13 protein-coding genes are annotated in these 19,533 nt (G+C 70.8%); 4 read left to right on the top strand and 9 right to left on the bottom strand.

All coding sequences use genetic code 11. The features are described from left to right. Positions 1 to 36 precede the first annotated feature (36 nt). The gene (gene metG / locus WMF42_RS38900; RefSeq protein ID WP_437688237.1) at positions 37 to 2,109 is read left to right on the top strand and encodes a methionine--tRNA ligase; all 2,073 of its coding nucleotides are present in this window, start codon (positions 37 to 39) and stop codon (positions 2,107 to 2,109) included. A 257-nt stretch (positions 2,110 to 2,366) separates the two neighbouring features. On the opposite strand, the gene WMF42_RS38895 is transcribed toward metG, so the two are convergent. Next, positions 2,367 to 2,783, bottom strand: coding sequence for a thiol-disulfide oxidoreductase DCC family protein (locus tag WMF42_RS38895; RefSeq protein WP_437688236.1), 417 nt, complete (start codon positions 2,781 to 2,783; stop codon positions 2,367 to 2,369). A gap of 194 nt (positions 2,784 to 2,977) precedes the next feature. Further along, a complete protein-coding gene (locus tag WMF42_RS38890; RefSeq protein WP_199693902.1) occupies positions 2,978 to 3,400 on the bottom strand; it encodes a hypothetical protein in 423 nt (140 codons plus the stop codon). A gap of 212 nt (positions 3,401 to 3,612) precedes the next feature. Here WMF42_RS38890 and WMF42_RS38885 point away from each other — a divergent pair, with 212 nt between their 5' ends. Then, the gene (locus WMF42_RS38885; protein WP_437688235.1) at positions 3,613 to 5,205 is read left to right on the top strand and encodes a sensor histidine kinase; all 1,593 of its coding nucleotides are present in this window, start codon (positions 3,613 to 3,615) and stop codon (positions 5,203 to 5,205) included. Between the two features lie 6 nt (positions 5,206 to 5,211). Here the strand turns inward: WMF42_RS38885 and WMF42_RS38880 are convergent, their stop codons facing one another. The 3 genes from WMF42_RS38880 to WMF42_RS38870 form a co-directional block, all read right to left on the bottom strand. Then, positions 5,212 to 7,998, bottom strand: coding sequence for a hypothetical protein (locus WMF42_RS38880; RefSeq protein ID WP_437688234.1), 2,787 nt, complete (start codon positions 7,996 to 7,998; stop codon positions 5,212 to 5,214). A gap of 149 nt (positions 7,999 to 8,147) precedes the next feature. Continuing rightward, the gene (locus tag WMF42_RS38875) at positions 8,148 to 9,608 is read right to left on the bottom strand and encodes an NCS1 family nucleobase:cation symporter-1 (protein WP_437688233.1); all 1,461 of its coding nucleotides are present in this window, start codon (positions 9,606 to 9,608) and stop codon (positions 8,148 to 8,150) included. 127 nt (positions 9,609 to 9,735) lie between these two features. Next, a complete protein-coding gene (locus WMF42_RS38870) occupies positions 9,736 to 10,686 on the bottom strand; it encodes a PAS domain S-box protein (protein WP_061610454.1) in 951 nt (316 codons plus the stop codon). Positions 10,687 to 11,102: 416 nt separating this feature from the next. Between WMF42_RS38870 and WMF42_RS38865 the strand changes: the two genes are divergently transcribed. Together WMF42_RS38865 and WMF42_RS38860 are read left to right on the top strand one after the other, a co-directional pair. Continuing rightward, positions 11,103 to 12,494: a sigma-54-dependent transcriptional regulator gene (locus tag WMF42_RS38865; RefSeq protein ID WP_437688232.1), complete on the top strand. Its 1,392-nt coding sequence runs from the start codon at positions 11,103 to 11,105 to the stop codon at positions 12,492 to 12,494. A gap of 473 nt (positions 12,495 to 12,967) precedes the next feature. Beyond that, complete coding sequence (locus WMF42_RS38860) at positions 12,968 to 13,804, top strand: hypothetical protein (RefSeq protein WP_437688231.1); 837 nt, start codon at positions 12,968 to 12,970, stop codon at positions 13,802 to 13,804. A 103-nt stretch (positions 13,805 to 13,907) separates the two neighbouring features. Here WMF42_RS38860 and WMF42_RS38855 read toward each other — a convergent pair whose 3' ends face one another. From WMF42_RS38855 to pheA, 4 genes are all read right to left on the bottom strand, one after another. Then, positions 13,908 to 15,323 carry a DUF362 domain-containing protein gene (locus tag WMF42_RS38855; RefSeq protein WP_437688230.1) on the bottom strand — a complete coding sequence of 472 codons (1,416 nt, stop codon included), beginning with the start codon at positions 15,321 to 15,323 and terminating at the stop codon, positions 13,908 to 13,910. Between the two features lie 13 nt (positions 15,324 to 15,336). After that, positions 15,337 to 17,607 carry a glycosyltransferase gene (locus WMF42_RS38850; RefSeq protein ID WP_437688229.1) on the bottom strand — a complete coding sequence of 757 codons (2,271 nt, stop codon included), beginning with the start codon at positions 17,605 to 17,607 and terminating at the stop codon, positions 15,337 to 15,339. Between the two features lie 17 nt (positions 17,608 to 17,624). Then, positions 17,625 to 18,305: a methyltransferase domain-containing protein gene (locus WMF42_RS38845; RefSeq protein WP_437688228.1), complete on the bottom strand. Its 681-nt coding sequence runs from the start codon at positions 18,303 to 18,305 to the stop codon at positions 17,625 to 17,627. Positions 18,306 to 18,411: 106 nt separating this feature from the next. After that, on the bottom strand, positions 18,412 to 19,521 hold the full coding sequence (gene pheA / locus WMF42_RS38840; RefSeq protein ID WP_233562037.1) for a prephenate dehydratase: 1,110 nt from the start codon (positions 19,519 to 19,521) through the stop codon (positions 18,412 to 18,414). Positions 19,522 to 19,533: the final 12 nt, after the last annotated feature.

Below are 19,533 nucleotides of genomic sequence, written 5' to 3'. Positions count from 1 at the left end.
CCTCCGGTCGGGATTTCGTGCACAGTCCAGCCCAGCATGAAACGGCTCCTGCTCACCAGCGCGCTGCCCTACGCCAACGGGCACATCCACATCGGACACCTCGTCGAGTACACGCAGACCGACATCTTCGCCCGTTACTGGCGCATGACCGGGCGGAGGTGCGTTTACCTGTGCGCCGACGACACCCACGGCACGGCGATCATGATCCGCGCGCGGCAGGAGGGGCGGAGCGAGGCCGACGTCATCGCCGACATGAGCGCGGCGCACCAGCGCGATTTCGCGGCGTTCCAGATCCGGTTCGACCACTACGGCAGCACGAACTCCCCCGCGAACCGCGCGCTGTGCGAGGAGATCTGGGCGTCTCTGCGCGAGCGCGGCAGGGTGACGACGAAGGAGGTCACGCAGCTCTTCGATCCGGAGGAGGGGATGTTCCTGGCGGATCGCTTCGTCAAGGGCACCTGCCCGAAGTGCGCCGCGCCGGACCAGTACGGCGATAGCTGCGATCGGTGCGGCTCGACGTACGCCGCCACCGATCTGGTCGAGCCGAGGAGCGCGCTGACGGGCGCGCGGCCCGAGGTGCGGAGCGCGCAGCACCTCATGGTGGCCATCGAGCCGGAGCGGCCGTTCCTGACGACCTGGACGCAGGGCGAGGGGCGGATGCCGAAGGAGATCGCGAACTACCTCGCGGGCCACTTCCTGTCGGAGCCGCTGCGCGACTGGGACGTGTCGCGCCCTGCGCCCTATTTCGGGTTCGAGATCCCCGACGCGCCCGGGAACTACTGGTATGTCTGGTTCGACGCGCCGATCGGGTACATGGCCGCAAGCAAGGAGTGGTGCGACAGGCAGAGCGAGGCGTTCGACGACTGGTGGCGATCCGAGGAGACCGAGATCGTCCACGTCATCGGGAAGGACATCGTGTATTTCCACACGCTCTTCTGGCCGGCGATGCTGAGGAGCGCGCGGTTCACGCTGCCGTCGCGCGTGCAGGTGCACGGGTTCCTCACGGTGAACGGGGAGAAGATGTCGAAGAGCAAGGGCACGTTCGTGCTCGCCTCGACGTACCTGAAGCACCTCGACCCGGCGTACCTCCGTTATTACTACGCGAGCAAGCTGAGCTCGAAGGTCGACGACATCGACCTGAACCTGGAAGAGCTCGTGAACAAGGTGAACGCCGAGCTCGTGAACAAGGTCGTGAACCTGGCGAGCCGGTCGTCGCGCTTCGTGGCGCAGGCGGGGCTGTCGGCGGCCTACCCGGACGACGGGGGGCTGTTCGCGGCGGCCGCGGCGGAGGCGGAGGCGATCGGCGCGGCGTACGCGGGGTTCGATTACGCGCGGGCGACGCGGATCATCGTGTCGCTGGCGGACCGGGCGAACGAGTATGTCGACCGGATGCAGCCGTGGGCGCTGGCGAAGCAGCCGGACAAGAAGGCGGAGGTGCAGGCCGTGTGCACGGTGGCGCTGAACCTGTTCCGGCAGATCGTGATCTACCTGGCGCCGGTGCTGCCGAAGCTCGCCGAGGACGTCGGGCGGCTGCTCGGGTGCCCGATGGACAGGTGGGAGCTCGCGAAGACGCCGCTTGTGGGGACGCCGGTGGCCGCGTATGAGCACCTCATGAAGCGGGTTGATCCGGGAGCGGTGGAGAAGATGATCGCGGAGAGCCGCCCTGCCGACGAGGCGGGGGCGCAGGGCGGGGCGGCCGCGCCGGCGGCGGCGGCGGAGCAGGCGGCGGGCGGGGGCGCGGCCGCAGAGGACGACGGCGCGGCGCTCGCGAAGGAGCCGCTGGCGCCGGAGTGCACGATCGACGACTTCGGCAAGGTCGACCTGCGCGTGGCGCGCATCGTCGCGGCGGAGCACGTGCCCGAGGCGAAGAAGCTGCTCAAGCTCACTGTGTCGCTCGGCGGGGAGGCGCGGAGGACTGTGTTCGCCGGGATCAAGGCGTATTACAAGCCGGAAGACCTCATCGGCAGGCTCGTCATCGTGTGCGCGAACCTGGCGCCGCGAAAGATGAAGTTCGGGCTGAGCGAGGGGATGGTGCTCGCGGCGGGGGACGAAACGGTGCACATCCTGGCGCCGGACTCGGGGGCGAAGCCGGGGATGCGGGTGCATTGAGGGCGGGCGGGCCCGCACCCACGTCTCGCGTGGACATGGGACCATCGCCCAGCTGAGAAACCCCCTCAAACTTCGGAGAATTCACAGGGAGGCGGGGAGAGAAATCTCGAAGATACTCCCTATCTCCCCGCCTCCCTGTTCAATTTCTCTGCTGAAAAAAAGGCTGCTAGATGAGGGGATTTTTTCGATCGCCCGCCGGCGGCAGGTTCGAGCTCGCGCAGCATGCTGAGCTGAGCTCGCTCTCATCACAGCTCCCCTCACCGGAACGGCCCCGCCGCCGGCGCGCCCGGCAGCCGGCAAGATCCGCCCGAGCACGAGGGATGCCCGAACCAGCCGGCGATCCACCTCCTGTTGCCCGAGAGCGCGTGGAAGAAGCCCTCCGCCACCTTCGAGAGCGTGTCGCCGCTCAGCCGGTACGACCACTCGCGGTAGCGCTCGAGGGCCCAGAGCGCGACGATGAAGGCCGCCGGGCCGGCCCAGACCTCGCCGCGGTCGCTGACCACCACGAGGTCCTCGCCGAGCCAGGGCACGTCCCCGAACCGCGCGGCCGCCTCGCCCGACCCCGCGGGCACGAACTCGATCTCGACGAGCGCGTCCTGGCGCTCCATCCACTCGCGGCATCTCACGCACAGCGCGCAGTCCGCGTCATAGAGGACGGTGATCCGCTCGATCATGGCTCTTCTCCTCGTGAACGGGGAGCAGGCCCCCGCCTCCCCCCTGCCGTCTCTCGTCCATCGTCACTCGTCCCCCGTCTCCCGTCTCCCGTCTTCCGTGCGCCTCTTCGTGCGCGTGCGCGTGCGCGTGCTCGCTCTCTCCTCTCCGCTCCCCCTCGTCTCCTCCCCACCCCCCCGGCTCGCGCCTTTCCTCGCTACGCGTGCGCCCCGAGCCTCATCTGCGGCGCTACAGGCGGCGGCAGCACCGCGAGCTTCGCCCGGCGCCGGATGCGGTGGAACACATAGAGGTTCCCGAAGTGCATGACCGCGAGCGAGAGCAGCAAGAGCCCGAGCTTCGACGACAGCACTTCGATCCCGCCCGCCACCGTCGTCGAGGGGTCCGCCTTCAGGATGAGCGACGCATACCCGAGGTTCACCAGGTAGAAGCCCACCACGAGCAGCCGATTCACCGCCTCTGCCATCCTCGGGTTGTCGGCGAACACGTCCTCCAGGAACACCGCTCCGTTCTTGAACAGCGTCCGCGCGATCCAGATCGTCAGTCCCACGCTGATGATCGCATACGCCCCGTACACCGCGACGATATAGCCCTCGAAGGCGCCTTCCATTTCGATTTCCATGCTCCGTCTCCTCGACACCCCCCTTAGCAGCGCGCGTGCCACCGCCGTATCCGCCCGCGAACGCGGCGCCAACGCGCGCCATCGAGCCCTCGCGCCCGCGTCGCGCCCGCCTCGCGCCCACGGCGTGGACAGCCCCCTGTCCACGCGGTGGATACCTCGCCCCCCCGCGTCCTCCGGCGCTATCGTGCCGCCTCCCACCCCGCCGAGGCCCCGTGAGACCCCTTGTCGCCCTCGCCTATTACCCGCTCTGGGCCGTCGTCGTGACCGTCGCGATCACCGCGCTGCGCCTCGGCCGCAACGTGGGCCGCGGCCTCGTCGCCCTCTGCTTCTTCCTCGCCTTCTGGATCACGGGGCTCATCCTGCTCGAGACCGACAGCACGCTCCGCCTCGCCGAGCACGTCCTCCCGAGCGGGATGATCCTCGCCGCCGGCCTCGCGCACGCCTACGCCGACGTCGCCGGCACCTCGCGCCGCCCCGTCGCCGTGGCCTACGTCGTGAGCGCCGCGGTCGCGCTGCTCGGGGCCGTCTCCCCGCGCCTGCTCTACGGCCCTGCGGCTCGCTCGCCCGGCCCGCTGTTCTTCCCGCTCGCCGTCGTCATGGGCGTCACCGCGATCGCGATCGGCGTCCACCTCGGGCGCGCGGTGCGCGGCGCCCGGGGGCTGCAGCAGCGGCGCCTCGCCGCGCTCTTCTTCGGCAGCGTGCTCGCGACGCTCGGGGGCGGCTTCGTCGTGATCCTCCGCGTGACCGGCCTCGGCGACGTGATCGTCGCCGCGCCGCTCCTCCTGGCCGCGATCCTGCTTGTCGCCTACGCCGTGCTGAGCAGCGAGCTCGGGCGATCCCGCCGCGTCGTCATGCAGGGGCTCGCCTACGCCGCCCTCACGGCGCTCCTGTCCACGTTCGGGCTGGCCGCCTTCTTCAAGCTGCTGCCGCACCTCTCGCCCGGCGGCGGCGCGTCGCTCCCCTGGCTCGCCTTCGTCATCTTCCTGGCCGCGCTCCCGCTCGACCCGCTGCGCATGCTCGTCGTCGAGCACCTCGGGCGCCGGCTCTTCGACAGGCCGATCGGCGTCCGCGACCTCGCCGACGAGGTCGAGCGCGTCGAGGTCCGCGCCGACCAGGCCGAGCGCCTCGCCGAGCTCGGGCGGCTCGCGAGCGCCGTGGCGCACGAGATCCGCAACCCGCTCGGCGTCATCGCCGCGCAGGCGAAGCTCCTCGAGCGGCAGGGCGCGAAGGCCGAGACCGTTGCCGCGCTGCGCGCCCAGGTCGACCGGGCGCGGCGCTTCCTCGACGACCTGCTCCGCTACAGCCGCCCGAGGCCGCTCGAGGTGAGCGAGGTCGACGTGCTCTCCACGCTGCGGCTCGCGGCGAGCCACGTGCGGCAGATCGTCGGCGAGGGCGCGCCGACCGTCGAGATCGCGTCCGAGGCCGGCGACGCGATCTTCGTCGAGGCCGACCGCGGGGCGTTCCTCGACGTCGCCACGGCGCTGCTGCAGAACGCCGCCATCGCGCTCGACGGGAGCCCCGCGGGGCGGATCGGCGTCCGCGTCGCGCGCGGCGAGGGAGGCGCCGTTGTCGTGCGCGTGGAGGACAACGGCCCGGGGGTGCCGGAGGCGATCGAGGCGAGGCTGTTCGAGCCGTTCGTGACGGGGCGCGGGCGCGACGCGAAGCACCCGGGCACCGGCCTCGGGCTGGCCGTCGCGGCGCGCTGGCTGGAGCGGCACGGGGGCGCGCTGCGCCACGAGCGCGCGCCGGCAGGGGGCGCGCGCTTCGAGGCGCTGTGGCCGGGGCGGGGGGCGGAGGCGGGGTGACGTCGCTCAGCCAGGGGGCATGCTCGCCGGATCCGCCGGATCGGTCCCCGCGTCCTCCTCGTCCCCGTCGAGCGCCCCGTCGCCATCGCGGTCGAGCGCCATCCGCACCCCCGCGCCCGGCGGCGCGCAGGTGTAGGTCAGCGCGTGCTCCGCGGACGCGCGCTGGCGCAGCGCCGCGTCGCCGATCGCCGCGCTCCCCGCCCTGTTCTTGCGGAACGTGCCGTCGCCCGGCTGGTAGAGGAAGCCCCTGTCCTCGCCGCCCATGCGGCCCTTCACCACGAGATCGCACTCGCCCGCGCCGGCGCGCGCGATGAGGAGATCCACCCGCTGCTCGGCCGCCGGATCGACCGCGCCGGTGAGCGTGGCCTGCTGGCCCACGATCGGCGCGAGGTTGCTGTCGAAGGCGTGCAGATAGTCTGTCACCTGATGGCGCAGCACGTCGCCCGGCTCGCCCGGCGGGAAGCCGGCGATCCCGGGGGCCTCGTTGAAGCCGAGCTGATCGTGGAAGCGGAAGATCGTGTCCACCGTCCCGTCGTGGGCGAAGCCGAACCCGCGGATCTGATCGCCCTGGAACAGGTGGTCTCGATCGTTGAAGCGGGGGTTCTGCACCATGCCGAACATGCCCACCTTCTGATAGAGGCCGCGGAGCTGGGCGACCTTGAAGCTCTGGAAGATGAAGTCGAACGTGTAGCGCCCGTCGGTCCCGAAGAAGCCCGGGAACTGCACCCCGTGCTCGGCGTTGGCCGTGGGATCGAGCACGTGGCATGAAGCGCAGGGGCCGCCCTCGCTGGGCGGCAGGAGGAAGAAGGCCTTGCCCGCCGCCTGATCGGGGGTGAGCGCGTTGTCCAGCCGCCGGATCGGGTTGGGCGGATACATCATCTGGAGGACGAAGTCGGTGAACTCCTGCATGTCCGGCGCGGGGATGGGCGCGTCGCGCCCGAGCAGGCCGACGAAGGCGACGTTGAACTTCTTGAACGCGGCGTCCTCGTCGAAGGTGCCGCTGTCCGGCTGCGCGCTCGGCGCGTCGTTGCCGCCGGTGCGGTCTCCCCGCCAGTGCATCGGGCCGTGGTTGGCCATCCCACGCAGGGTCTGCGTCGTCATGGGCCCCTTGAGCGCGGCGAACTCGGCGGGCTGGCCGAAGAGCGTCGGATCGAGCGCGAAGGGGCCTGGCATCGGCGTTGTCAGCGCGTCCGGATCGCCGAGGTCCCACGCCAGGCTGTCGGTGTCGCCGAAGACATGGCAGCTCGCGCAGGCCGAGTCGCCGTGGCTGGACGAGAACGAGGCGTCGTAGAGGAAGCGGCGGCCGCGGACGACGCTCTCCGGCTCGGGGCTGTACATGGGCACGTGCGCGACCTCGGCCCGGGCGTCGGTGTCGATGACAGCGATGGAGTTGTCGAAGCGCGTGAGCGCGTAGAGCTGGCCGCGCGCCTCGTCCAGCACCACGCCGGTCGGCCCGCCGCCCGAGACCGGGATCTGGCGCGCGAGCCTGGGCACGAAGGTGTCGGCCTCGAGCGCCGCTGTCTGGAAGACGCCGATCTTGTCCGAGCCGAGCGCGGCGACGTAAAGCCTCTTTCCGTTCGCCGAGACGGCCATGCCCTGAGGCAGCGCGAGGCTCTTCCGGTTCTCGGCGTTGGGGACCGGGGCGCAGCACGCGTTGTAGTCGATGTGCTTGTTCAGGTGCCGCGGGGCCACGGCGCCCGTCGCCGGATCGAGCACGGTGATGCGGTTGTGGTTGAAGCGGCCGCGCACCGTGTGGCCCGCGAAGACGCCGGGGCCCTCGAAGCGCTGCTCGTTGAACGCCTCGGTGTTGGCGACGTAGACGCGCCCGCTCACCGGGTTGACCGCCATGTTGTAGAGGATCGTGCCGACGCCCCCGAAGGAGCCCGTGGGGCCCGCGACAGGCGCGGGCGGGTCGGCCAGGGCGTCGAGGACGAAGACGTCCTTGTCCGGCAGGGCGAAGTTCACCTTGTCGTCCCAGGAGCGATTCAGCTCGTCCACCCAGTGCTGGCCGTTGAACCGGACGATGAGGGGCGCCGAGGGCTGCGCGACGTTGGCGGCGTTGGTCGTCGGCGGCGGCAGGCCGAGTCCCAGGTTCACCACGTTGGTCTCCACGACCGTGGTGCGGTTGCCGGAGTGGAAGGCCGCCGCGTAGACGCGCGCGCCGTCGGGCGTCGCAGCGAGCGCGCGGGGCGTGTCGCTGAAGAGGGTGATGATTGTCAGCGGCGCCGCGCTCGGGCTCGCCGCGGAGAAGACCCAGACGTCGGCGCGGCCCACGCCCGGCGTGGTGAGCGCCGGGTCCACAGGGCTGTTCTGGCCGCGGTGCGCGGTGGTGATGAACGCGCGGCCCTTGCCGGCGCCCGCGAAGACGATATCGCGAGGCTCGTCGCCGACGAGCAGCGTGCGCACCACGCGGGGCCTCCTCGGCCTGGAGACGTCGACCACGCTCACGCTGTCGGAGAGGTGGTTGACGACCCAGACCTCGTCGTCGCTGCGGGCCGCTACAGCGACGGGCTCCAGGCCGACGGTGACCGAGCCGCGGTGCTCGAGCGTGCCCCTCCGGACGTTGAAGATCTCCAGCCGGTTATCCGGCGTGTTGACGGCGAAGAGCGTCGAGCCGTCGGGCGAGAGGGCGAGAGGGCGCACCTGGCCGCTCTCGAAGAGGGGGTACGACGGGGCGGCGGCGAGCGCGCTCGGGGCGCTCCCAGCAGCACGGGGTTCGTCGACAGGCGTGCCGGCGTCGCTGCAGGCGGCCAGGGCGAGCGCCGGGAGCGACAGGAGAACGAGCTTCATCATTGGGCACCTCGGAGGCTGGAGGAACATACAATGATGACATAAAAGTGCAGTCGCCTGGCAAGAGGGAAGATTCAAATCATGATATGTCTGTTTGGTAAGACACTTTCACAGGGCGAGGCGCCCTCATGGAAGCAGCGCTCTACACTGTGTTACAGGTCTTCCGCCGTGGGCTCCTGGCCCACAACGAGAGCCGGGGCCGGGCGGCGCATCAGCGTGAGCGCGACATAGACGACGAACGAGATCGAGAAGCCCGAGAACCAGGCGTAATGGTAGAAGTCCATCCACGCAGCGGACACCGTCACGACCTTGATGGTGCCGAGGAAGCCGGGCAAGTTGGGCAAGACGCCGGCGACGAGGGCGACGATCGCGATGGGATTCCACCCGTTCGCGTACCAGTAGGTGCCTTCCCGCCTGTAGAGCTGGACGAGATCGAGCTTGGTCCTCCGGATCACGTAATACTCCGCGATCAGGATCGCGCCGACGGGGCCGAGCAGCGCGGAGTAGCCGACGAGCCAGGTGAAGATGTACCCGGTGGGGTCGCTGACCAGCCGCCAGGGCTGCATCAGGATCCCGAGGATGCCGGTGATCAGGCCCCCGGTCCGGAACGAGATCCGTGACGGCCAGAGGTTCGAGAAGTCGTTGGCCGGGCTCACCACGTTCGCGGCGATGTTCGTCGCCAGGTTGGCGATGCTGAGCGCCGCGAGCGAGACGATCAGGACGACAGGGCTCTCGAAGCGCGCGAGCAGGACGACCGGATCCCAGATCGTCTCGCCGTAGATGACGACCGTGGCGGAGGTGACCGCGACGCCGATGAACGAGAAGAACGCCATGGTGGGCGGCAGGCCGGCGGCCTGGCCGAGGATCTGGTCGCGCTGCGAGCGCGCGTAGCGCGTGAAGTCGGGGATGTTGAGCGCCAGGGTCGACCAGAAGCCGACCATCCCTGTCAGCGCGGGGAAGAAGAAGCTCCAGAACTGGCCCTCCCTGGGCTGGCCCGGCGCGAACGACGAGGGCTTCTCGAGCATCGGGCCGAACCCGCCGGCGCGGTTGTATGCCCAGAGGAGCAGCAAGAGGCCGAGGCCGACCAGGAGGGGCGCCTTGATGTTGAGCAGGATCCGGATCGACTCGATGCCCAGGTAAACGATCCAGACGTTGATGCCCCAGAACAGCAGAAAGCAGGCGAGCTGGGGGGCGTTGATGCCGAGCGGCGTCACCGGCATCTGCTCTATCGATGGCATGAAGACGGCGACGATCTTGTAGATGGCCCACCCGCCGAGCCATGTCCCGATCCCGAACCAGCCACAGGCCACGAGCGCTCGCAGCACCGCGGGCACGTTGGCCCCTCGGACGCCGAAGGCGCTCCGGCAGTAGACGGGGAATGGAATGCCGTACTTCGTGCCCGCGTGCGCGTTGAGGATCATGGGGAGCAGCACGATGACGTTGCCGAGGAGTATCGTGAGCTCGGCCTGCACCCAGCTCATGCCTTCGGCGATCAGGCCCGAGGCGAGCATGTACGTGGGCGTGCAGGCGCACATGGCTACCCACAGCGCGGCGATGTCCTTCGTCCCCCATTTGCGCTGGTCCAAGCGCACGGGCGCGAGGTCCTCGTTCATGGTGCGGGGGTCGAACCCGCCCTCTGTCCCCTGGACGCCGTCGCTGGCTCTGGCGCCGTGAGCCGCGGGTTCTGCGTCGGGCCGGTCAGTCGCGTGCGGGGGCGCCATGATCGACAAGGCTACACGGTCAGCGGTCCGGCGGTCGAGCGCCGGCGGGGCCGCGCCGCAGGGCGAAAGCGATACCCTCCTTCAGCGTCCGAAGCGTCACGATGCCGCCTACACCGACGCCTTGCTGGACCAGCGTCTGCGCGATGCGCGGCTGGATGCCGGTGAGCACCACCTGGGCGCCGAGGAGCCTCACCGCCTTGGCCAACCGGAGCAACGCGTCGGCGACCTGGGCGTCGATGACGCCGACGCCCGTGATGTCCAGGACCACCGTCGTGGCGTTGTGCGTGACGACCCCGTGGAGGAGGGTCTCGAGCGCCGCCGCGGCGCGGGCGCCGTCGAGGACGCCGATCAGCGGCATCGCGATGACCTGATCGGCCACCGGCATGAGCGGCGCCGACAGCTCGCGCACCATCTGCTCGAGCTTCATCGTCTTCTCGGCGACGCGCAGCTCGAGCTCGGCGTTGAGGCGCCTCACCTCGTCCTCCGCCTGCCGGCGCTCGGTGACGTCGACGCCGATCGCCTGGAACTCGGCGTGCGGCCCCCCCTCGCCGAGCGGGGCGCGGTTGGTCCAGCGCATCCAGCGGGTCGAGCCGTCCGGGCGCACGACCCGGTGCTCGGTGTGCACGATGGGGTTGTCGGGGCCGAGCTTCGCGAACTGCTGGTCGAGCAGCCGCTGGTCCTCGTCAGGGACGAGCGGCGTGAAGCGGTGACCGACCAGCTCCTCCTGCGTCTTGTCGAAGTACCGGCAGTACACCTCGTTGACGAACGTCAGCGTGCCATCCATCCGGAAGCGGCAAATGAGCTCGGTCTGGTCCTCGACGATGCCCCGGTAGCGGGCCTCGCTCTCCCGCAGGGCGATCTCCACGCGCAGCTTCTCGGCGAGCTCCTGCTCGAGCTCCGCGTTCCGCCGGCGGAGCATCTCCAGCTCCGTCTCTGCAGCAGCACCGGTTCTCGCACCGACCTCGCTCATGATCCCGTGGTCCCTCGAAGCGCAGATGGAAGGCGGCGTCCTTCCGAGCCACCGTACCAAAAGCAAGGCTACCCCGGGCGAACTTCGGACGTCCGCTCCTCGCGCGCAGCGCCTCCGACACCGCACGACCTTCACGTTGGATCGATGTACGCGAGCGCACCGCCGCCGATCGTGAGCCCCGATACCGCGCGACGCTCCGAGGAGGGGACTCTGCCCGGATGATCACCCTGACCATTGATATCCTCGATCCGGGCCTCTACCTGTGATCCTTCGCGTCGCCGGTCCATCGCTTCCGGCGCTCGGCGGTGCGGGACATCGAGCTGGGCTGGCAGCGGATCGCGGCAGGGGACCTGCCTGGCGCGCGGAGGCCCTGGACGGGCCTGGATCCGCGCCCTGGCGACGCGGTACGGTCACCCGTGACCGAGACTGTCCTGCTCATCGACGACGATCCCGGGTTCCGCGACGCCTACAGCGAGCTGCTCGCGCACGAGGGCTACGCGGTGGCCGAGGCGGGGGTCGCCCCGAAGGCGCTCGCGGAGCTCCGTCGGACGAGCGCGCGGCTCGTCGTGCTCGACCTCATGCTGCCGCCGTCGGGCCGCCCGGAGGAGGGCGCGGCGCTCGCGGAGAGGATCCTCGCCGAGCGGCCGGCGGCCAAGGTGATCGTCGTCTCCGGCGCGGGCGAGACGCCGCTCGCGCTGCACCTCGTCCAGCGCGGCGTGTACGACTTCCTGGCCAAGCCGGTCGACCCCGACGTGCTGCTCGCCGTCGTCGCGCGCGCGGCGGCGCGCCTGGCGCTGGAGGACCGGGTCGCGGAGCTCGAGCGCTCGCTCACCGCCCGCGAGGGCGACGCCTCGGCGCTGCTCGGGCAGTCGGCGGCCTTCCTCGAGGCGAGGGCGCTGTGCGAGCGCGCGGCGCCGGCCGACGTGCCGGTGCTCATCACGGGCGAGTCGGGGACCGGAAAGGAGGTGTTCGCCCGGTACCTGCACGCGAGGAGCCGGCGGAAGGACAGGGCGTTCATCGCGGTCAACTGCGGCGCGCTCGCGCCGACCCTGCTGGAGTCGACGCTGTTCGGCCACAAGAAGGGCGCCTTCACGAGCGCGATCAAGGACGCTCCCGGCCTGTTCGTCGAGGCGGACGGAGGGACGCTGTTCCTCGACGAGATCGGCGACATGGATCCGGCGCTGCAGGTGAAGCTCTTGCGCGTGCTCGAGACGGGCGAGATCCTGCCCGTGGGCGCGGCGCGGCCGGCGATCGTGGACGTCCGCATCGTGTCGGCCACGCACAGGGCGCTGGAGTCGATGGTCGCGAGCAAGACCTTTCGCGACGACCTCTACTGGCGCGTGCGGGGCATCGAGATCGCCTTGCCGCGGCTCGCCGACCGGGTGGGCGATCTGCCGCTGCTCGCGCAGCACTTCCTGAACATGGCGCGGGCGCTCGTGCCGCGCTCGCCCGTGACAACGGTGTCGCCCGGCGCGATGCGGCGGCTCGAGGCGTGCGACTGGCCCGGCAACCTGCGCGAGCTCCGCCACGAGATGCAGCGCGCGCTCGTGATGGCCGGAGGAAGGGGAGAGATCCTCGAGGAGGACCTCTCCCCCGCGCGGCGAGGCGCCGCGCCCGCAGCCGCGGCGGCAGGCAGCGACGAGCTGGGCGAGGGGGCGACGCTGGAGGAGAAGATCGCGGCGCTGGAGCGGCGGGAGATCGCCGCCGCGCTCCGGGCGACCCAGGGGAACCGGAGCCAGGCAGCGGCGCGGCTCGGGCTGTCGCGCCAGGGGCTGCTCAACAAGATGGATCGGTACGGGCTGAAGTGAGCGCGGCGGGGATGCGGTGGTGAGGTAAAAATCTGCTCACCTGAGATCGCAACCTGAATCGGCAGGCACCCACAGAAACATGAGCCGCGCCGAGCTCGGGCCGGCACTGAAGGGACCGAGAGCGCGGCTCGCAGCTCGTACTGCGCCGCCCAGGGTCGTCCCTGGTCTCAGGAGAGAGGGAACCACAGAGGCACAGAGAACACAGAGGGAAGACAGGTGAAGAGAGAAAATTCTACTCTCTCTCTCTCCTCTGTGCCCTCTGTGCCTCTGTGGTTCAATTTCTTCCCCTCACGGACCAGGGACGAACCTGAGCGACAAGGTACCAGCTCGGTCCGATCGAGACCGCGGCGCCCGTCGATCGGGTCCACCGGTGCACCCGATCGGCGCGACGCCGGCCGCTCAGCACGTGCGATGTCGCTCGCTCGCCGCTTGCGCGCAGCGATCATCGCAGATGAGTAACTTCAGGAGGAGTCATGACGCTTGGCAGGATGATGCTTGTGGGGTGTCTGTCGCTTGTCGGAACTGCCCTCGTCGGCTGTGGGCTCGCCGGCGCCGATCGCGTCGGCGAGGGGAGCGGCAACGTGGTCGTGACTCCCCCCACGTCCGAGGGCGACGGCTGCACGCTCACGCAGGGTTACTGGAAGAACCACGAGGAGAGCTGGCCGGTGTCGTCGCTCACCATCGGCGGCGTGGCGTACTCGCAGGAGGAACTGCTGGAGCTCTTCCGGACGCCCCCGAAGGGCGATGCCAGCCTGATCGTGGGCCACCAGCTCATCGCCGCGCTGCTCAACGTGGCGAGCGGCGCGAGCGACGCCGCCCTCGGCGGGGCGCTCGCGGACGCCGAGGCGTGGATGGCCGCCAACAAGGACGCCGACGGCCGGCTCCCGTACGGCGTGAAGCGGGGCAGCGCGGCCGACGCCGCCGTCTCGCTCTCGGGCGCGCTCGCGGACTTCAACGAAGGCGGCATCGGCCCTGGCCACTGCGACGACGGGCCCAGCAGCGGCTCCGGCAGCACGGGCGGCGGCGACGGCGGCGACTGTGACTGCGATGGCGGCACCGGGAGCACCGGCGGCGCGGGCGGCAGCGACGGCGGCACGACAAGCACCGGCAGCGGCGCGGGGGACTGCCCCCACGACGGCGGCACGAGCAGCAGCAGCAGCGGCACGGGCGGGACCGGCGGCAGCAGCGGCGACCCGGACGGCGGGGAGGGTGGGTCCGCCTGGACCTGCGACGCTCCCTGCAGCAACGGGGACGCGTGCTCGGCCGGCTACTCCTGCGTCCTCGGGTGCTGCACGTTCGTCGCCAACTGACCGCCTTCGGGCTGGAGCACCGGTGACGGGCTGAGCCCGCCGGCGATCAGGTCACCGCGCCACGGACCCTCGCGTGACGGGAAGCGGGCGACTCCCCCTCCCGTCACGCCGCCGCGCCAGCCAGGCGGGGCAACAGCGACGGCCAGCTCCGCGGCGGCTTGAACAGGTACGCCGGCGCGGGACCATCGACGATGTGCTCGACAGCGTCGAGGTCGCTCCCGGGCAAGAGCACCCCGCCCAGCGACGCCCGCACGAGCGGTATCCGCGCCGGATCGAAGCCCATCTCCTGCGACGCGATCCCGTCGACGACGCTCGGGTCGAACCCGCCGATCAGCAGCCCCGCGCGCACCGGCGTCGCCCCGAGCGGACCCTCGCCCTCGCCCGCGACGATGCCGTCGACGATCGTCAGGTACCGCCGCTGCGGCTCCCCGCGCAGCGCGCCTGTCCGGTCCGCGAAGAACAGGATGCGGTTGAGATCCAGGATCGTCCGCCAGAGCGTGTTGTTCCCCTCCCAGCTCCCGTCGATGACCTTCGGCGGCGCCCCGAGCCGCGGCGCGCGCGCCACGAGCGAGTGATCGCCCGGGAGCGGGAACCGGCTCAGCTTGTTCTCCACCGCGTCGCCGAGGCCCTGCGGCCTGTCGAACTCGTCGCCGCCCACCGACGGGTCGCCCTCGGTGAAGTGCGGGAGCCAGTACTTCTCGTTGGTCAGGCCAATCACGCTCTTCAGCGAGAGCGTGACCCCTGTCTTCTTGTGCGTCTTCAGCTTGGGAAGGTTGATGACGACGTCCGCGTCGAGGAGCGTCTGGGGGATGCTGTACTCGTGCCGCTCCCCGCTGTGGTGCGGCACCGGCGTCGCGTAATGGCTGCGGTGGAACCGCAGCGCGCCGGAGCGCGGGGCGCCCGCGGCGGCGAAGAAGCTGTCCCGGCCGAGATCGACGACCCGGTAGCCCCTCGGATCGCCGGGGAGGCGGCGGCGGAGGAGCAGGCCGAGGTTCCACGAGCGGCCGAAGCGGCGCACGTCGTCGAGCGCGAACACAGGCGCGACCCGGAAATAGCGCAGGTCGATGAAATCGACGTCGTGCCCCTGCGCCTTGAGGTGATCGATCACCTCGAAGATGCCGAGCGGGCCCGCGACCTTCTCGATCTCGCAGCCCTCGACAGGCGAGTCGACGACGCGCACCCGCCCGCGCGGGCCCGCGGCGCGGAGCGCGTGGTCGAGCACGGGCCGGAGGAGCGAGCCGTGCGTGCTCGAGGCCGCGAGCAGCTCGCCCGTGATCTTCTGGTGGAGGTTCTTCGACGAGACGAGGTTCGGCTTGATGATCACGCTGTCGCCCGGCGCGATCAGGTCGCCGAGCGGGTTCCACGCGGGCGTGCCGGCGCGGGCCGCGTCGAGGCCGAGCCGCCGGAAGAGCGCCTCGACGGCCTCGTAGACAGGGTTCGGCGGATCGAAGGGCGCGCGCTCGGCGTAGCTCACGCCAGGCCTGGAGACCGTCACAACGCGGTTCATCGTCGCTGCCATCGGGGGCTCCTCGTCAACCGCCCGCGCCGCTCTCGCCGGGCGACAGGATCACCGCCGGCGCGGCGCGCTGGAAGTCGACGTTCAGGCGCGAGACGCTCGCGAGGTGCTTGCCCGTGCGGACGAGCGCGATCTCGTCCGCGAACTCGACGGAGATGCGCATCCGCTCGCCGAGGTAATGGCGGAACGTCGCGAGCACCTCGTCCAGCACCTGCTGCGAGAACCGCCCGCCCTTCACGACGCGGAACGTGATCGCGTCGCGCTCCTCCTGCACCACCTGGAAGCGCTTGATCGCGTAGTCGAACTCCTTGAGATAGTGCGCGAAGAACGTGCCGGGCAGATACCGCCCGTCCGTCCCCCGGATGATGGACTGGACCCGACCCTCGATGCGGCCGACGCGCGGCGCCCCCCGGCCGCAGGGGCACGGCACGGCCGGATCCATCGCCTCGGCGAGGTCGCCGATGCGGTAACGCACGAACGGCATGCAGAAGTTGTTGAGATCGGTGATCACGACCTCTCCGATCTCGCCGGGCTCCGCGGGGCGCCCGTCGCGCAGGACCTCGACGAGGTAGCCCTCGGCCACGACGTGGTGGCCCTCGTGCGCGTCGCACTCGTACGCGATGCCCGAGAACTCGCGGCTCCCGTACTTGTCGAAGACCTTGCAGCCGAACGCCTCCTCGATGAGCCGGCGGCTCGGCAGCGGCAAGGTCTGCGCGCTCGACATGATCGCGCGCGGCCGGGCCGCGACCTTGCCGGTGCCCTTGACGTAATGGGCGAGGAAGTCGAGCGCCTCGGCGTAGCCGTCCATGAGCACCGGCTGCACCTCGGCGATCCGCGCGATCATCTGGCTCAGGTTGTCGTCGGACAGCTCGAAGATCGGGATGAACGTCCGGTTCGACAGGATCGCGTCCGCGCGCTCGCGGGCCGCCTGCCACTTCGTCATGCCGATGGTCTGGTGCCACAGCCGCACCGTGGGGTCGCCGAAGCGGTACCCCGTCCACTCCTGCGCGCGCAGCGTGGCCGCCCAGCGGAACTCGAGCTGCGCCCTGTCGGCGTAGCAGACGAACGGCTCGCCGGTGGAGCCGCTGGTCGTGATCTTGAGGACCTGCGACTTGTCGTGGTTCTCCGACATGATGTCGAAGTAGAGGTGGCGCCGGATATCCGCCTTCGTGAGGAACGGCAGCTTGTGGAGGTCGTCCTGGCCGCGGATGTCCTCGGGCCGGAGCCTGAGCTCCTGCATGCGCGCGCGGTAATAAGGCACGTTGCGGTAGCAGTGGCGGATGAGCCGCCGCAGCTTCTCGTCCTGGAGCTCGCGCGTCTGCGCCGGCGCGAGCCACTGCGTCTTGCGCAGCGTCTCGTAGTAGTGCTCGACGTCGCGCGTGATCATCCAGTGGGTGTGGTTGAACGCGGCGAGGTACGCGCGCCACTTCGCCGTGGTGAGCGGATCGCGCTCCGGCGAGCGGCCCGTGACCGGGTGCCGGCGGAGGTACTGCGTGGCGATGTCGGCCGGGATCCTGTCGACGCGGTACTCCCACACCGCCTTGCCGAGGTCGTGAAACGACTTGGCGACGGCGCTCACCTCGCGCTGGTCGAGGAAGGAGGTGCCCTGTCGCCGCTGCTCGAAGAGCGTCTCGACCTCCTTGTACGAGTAGCCCTTGGCGTGGGCGGCGACAAGGATGAACGACTGCCAGTAAAAGTAGCTCCCCTCGTACGTGAGCAGGTCCTGGAAGACCTCGCGCGCGCACATCACGAAGCCGCTCTTGTTGTCCTGGAGCGACATGCCGAAGGTCTTGTTGAGGAGGTAGTTGAGCCCGCGGCTCAGGTGATACCGCCGGTCCCGGCGCCGCCCGACGGCGCTCCGCCAGCCCTGGACGACATCGACGCTGTGCTCGTAGAGCTCGCGCCGGAGGCGCAGGAGGTCCTCGGGCTGGTACTGGAGATCGGCGTCGATGATGGCGACGAGCTTGCCACGGGCGGCGGCAGCGCCGGTGCGCCACGCCGCGGTGATGCCGCGGTTCTGCGGGTGGAAGCACCCCACAACGAGCCCCGGGTGGGCGGCGGCGAGCGCCTCGATCGTCGTCTTCGTGCCGTCGGTCGAGCCGTCGTCGACAAGGAGGAGCTCGCCCGCGAGGCGCCCCTCGCGGAAGACGCCGAGGACGCGCTCGGCGAGCTCGGGGATGTTCAGCTCCTCGTTCAGACAGGGCACGATGACGGAGAGCTCGATCGGCGTTTTGGGCGGCGTCTCGGGCGGCGTCTCCGGAGCGAGCTCGGATCGGGGTTCGGACATGGTGGGTTCGCGGGGGGTCACAGGGGGACGCAGCGGAAGCACGCGCGGATCGGCAGCGCGTCGTGCGGCGCGGCGCGGCGCTCGGTCACGCGGAAGTGGCGCGCGAGGAGCCGGCCGAACTCGTCGGGCGTCCACTTGTGCAGGTGGTAGACGTCGCCGCCCCACTGGATGCGGTCGCGCAGGAGGTAGCCGACCGGCGTGCGGCGGACGATGCCCTTCAGCTTCGCGATGAGCGGGTCGTTCGGGACCGTGATGGCGGCGACGCCGGCGGGGCGCAGCAGGCGGGCGATGGCCGCGAGGACGGCGGAGGGGTCGACCGTGTGCTCAAGGACCTCGGTGCAGACGATGCGATCGAAGCTCGCGGCGGGGAGGTCGAGCTTGTCGACCTCGCCCTTGAGGAAGCGGGCGTCGTAGCCCGCGAGGTTCTTGCGGGCGGTGTCGAGGAAGACGTCGGAGACGTCGATCGCCGTGATGCGCGCCCGCGGGAACATCCGCAGCACGTGCCCGCCGCCCGAGCCGACCTCGGCGAGATCGAGGCCGGCGCAGTCGCCGAGCATGTCGCGGATGATGGCGAGCCGCTCGCGCTCGATGAGCCGGATCGGCAGCGGGGCGCGGTCGTAGTAGTCGTCGATCGGGTGCTCGCGGGCGAGGCGGTCGTTGAGCGCCTCCACGTCGATGTCGCCGGCCACGTTCGGCATGGCGGCCCCATAGCACGGGGGCGGCGGTGCCTCACCCGGGGCGCGGCGGCGAGAGGCCGTGTCGCGCCCGCCGCGGCGGCGAGGAGCCGTGTCGCGCGCGCGCCCCTCAGCGCGCGCCGGTCGAGCGCGGGTAGCTCCCCAGCACCTTCACCATCTCGCAGCGGGCGCGCAGCCGCTCGACCGCCTCGGCGACGCGCGGGTCGCTCCGGTGGCCCTCCAGGTCGACGAGGAACACGTAGTCCCAGTGCTTCTGGCGGCTCGGCCGCGACTCGATCCGGGTCAGGTTGATCGCCGCGTCGTCGAAGATGGCGAGCACCCGGCGGAGCGCGCCGGGCTCCTCCTGCACGGAGAAGACGAGCGACGTCTTGTCGGTGCCCGTCGGGGGCGCGTCGGCCGGGGCGATGACGATGAAGCGCGTCGCGTTCTCGGGGCGATCGTGGATGCGCTCGCGCAGCAGCGGCAGGCCGTAGAGCTCGCCCGCGCCGCGGCTGCCGATCGCCGCGGCGGCGGGGTCGCCGAGGGCCTCGTGCGCCGCCGCGGCGGCGGAGACCGTCTGGACGATCTGCGCGCCGGGGAGGTGCTTCGCGAGCCAGAGGCGGCACTGCGAGAGCGCGTGCGAGTGCCCGTGCACCCGCGCGACGCCGCTCAGCCCCGCCGCCTGGCTGAACAGGCAGTACGCGACGTCGAGCACGAGCTCCTGCCGGATCTGGAGGTCGCTCTCGATCAGGGCGTCGGCCGTCAGCGTCACCGATCCGTCGGTCGAGCTCTCGACCGGGACGACGCCGCAGGCCGCCTCGCCCGCGCGCACGGCGTCGAAGACGCCCTCGATGGTGCCCGTCTCCCTGTAACGGGCCGCCAGCCCGAACAGGTGCCGCGCCGCGACCTCCGCGAAGGCGCCCTCCGTGCCCGGGAAGGCGACCTTCATGGGCTCCTCGAGCGCCAGGCAGGCGCTCATCACCTCGCGGAAGACCACCCGGATGGCGTCGCGCGGGAAGCGGCCGGCGCCTTTGGCCTGGAGCCGGGTGAGGACGCGCCGCTCCCGCTCCGGGTCGTGGAACTGCGTCGCGTTCGCGGCGCGCTTCGTGTGGGCGACCTCGACGGCCACCTCGGCCCGCTCGGCGAGGAGATCGAGGATCCGGTCGTCGATGCTGTCGATGCGCACACGAAGCTCGTCCAGGGTCGCCATGAGCTGCTCCACCTCGGAAGGGGCGGCCATCAAAGCGCAGGG

The sequence above is a fragment of the Sorangium sp. So ce176 genome (genome assembly GCF_051519835.1).
In the GTDB taxonomy this organism is placed as follows: Bacteria; Myxococcota_A; Polyangia; order Polyangiales; family Polyangiaceae; genus Sorangium; species Sorangium cellulosum_G.
The sequence above is the reverse complement of the archived record's forward strand: the minus strand, read 5'-3'. Positions and strand labels throughout refer to the sequence as shown.

Coding starts and splice junctions, on each gene's coding strand:
- metG (WP_437688237.1), top strand. CDS start 37: ATGAAACGGCTCCTGCTCACCAGCGCGCTGCCCTACGCCAACGGGCAC.
- WMF42_RS38895 (WP_437688236.1), bottom strand. CDS start 2,783: ATGATCGAGCGGATCACCGTCCTCTATGACGCGGACTGCGCGCTGTGC.
- WMF42_RS38890 (WP_199693902.1), bottom strand. CDS start 3,400: ATGGAAATCGAAATGGAAGGCGCCTTCGAGGGCTATATCGTCGCGGTG.
- WMF42_RS38880 (WP_437688234.1), bottom strand. CDS start 7,998: ATGATGAAGCTCGTTCTCCTGTCGCTCCCGGCGCTCGCCCTGGCCGCC.
- WMF42_RS38875 (WP_437688233.1), bottom strand. CDS start 9,608: ATGAACGAGGACCTCGCGCCCGTGCGCTTGGACCAGCGCAAATGGGGG.
- WMF42_RS38870 (WP_061610454.1), bottom strand. CDS start 10,686: ATGAGCGAGGTCGGTGCGAGAACCGGTGCTGCTGCAGAGACGGAGCTG.
- WMF42_RS38860 (WP_437688231.1), top strand. CDS start 12,968: ATGACGCTTGGCAGGATGATGCTTGTGGGGTGTCTGTCGCTTGTCGGA.
- WMF42_RS38855 (WP_437688230.1), bottom strand. CDS start 15,323: ATGGCAGCGACGATGAACCGCGTTGTGACGGTCTCCAGGCCTGGCGTG.
- WMF42_RS38850 (WP_437688229.1), bottom strand. CDS start 17,607: ATGTCCGAACCCCGATCCGAGCTCGCTCCGGAGACGCCGCCCGAGACG.
- WMF42_RS38845 (WP_437688228.1), bottom strand. CDS start 18,305: ATGCCGAACGTGGCCGGCGACATCGACGTGGAGGCGCTCAACGACCGC.
- pheA (WP_233562037.1), bottom strand. CDS start 19,521: ATGGCCGCCCCTTCCGAGGTGGAGCAGCTCATGGCGACCCTGGACGAG.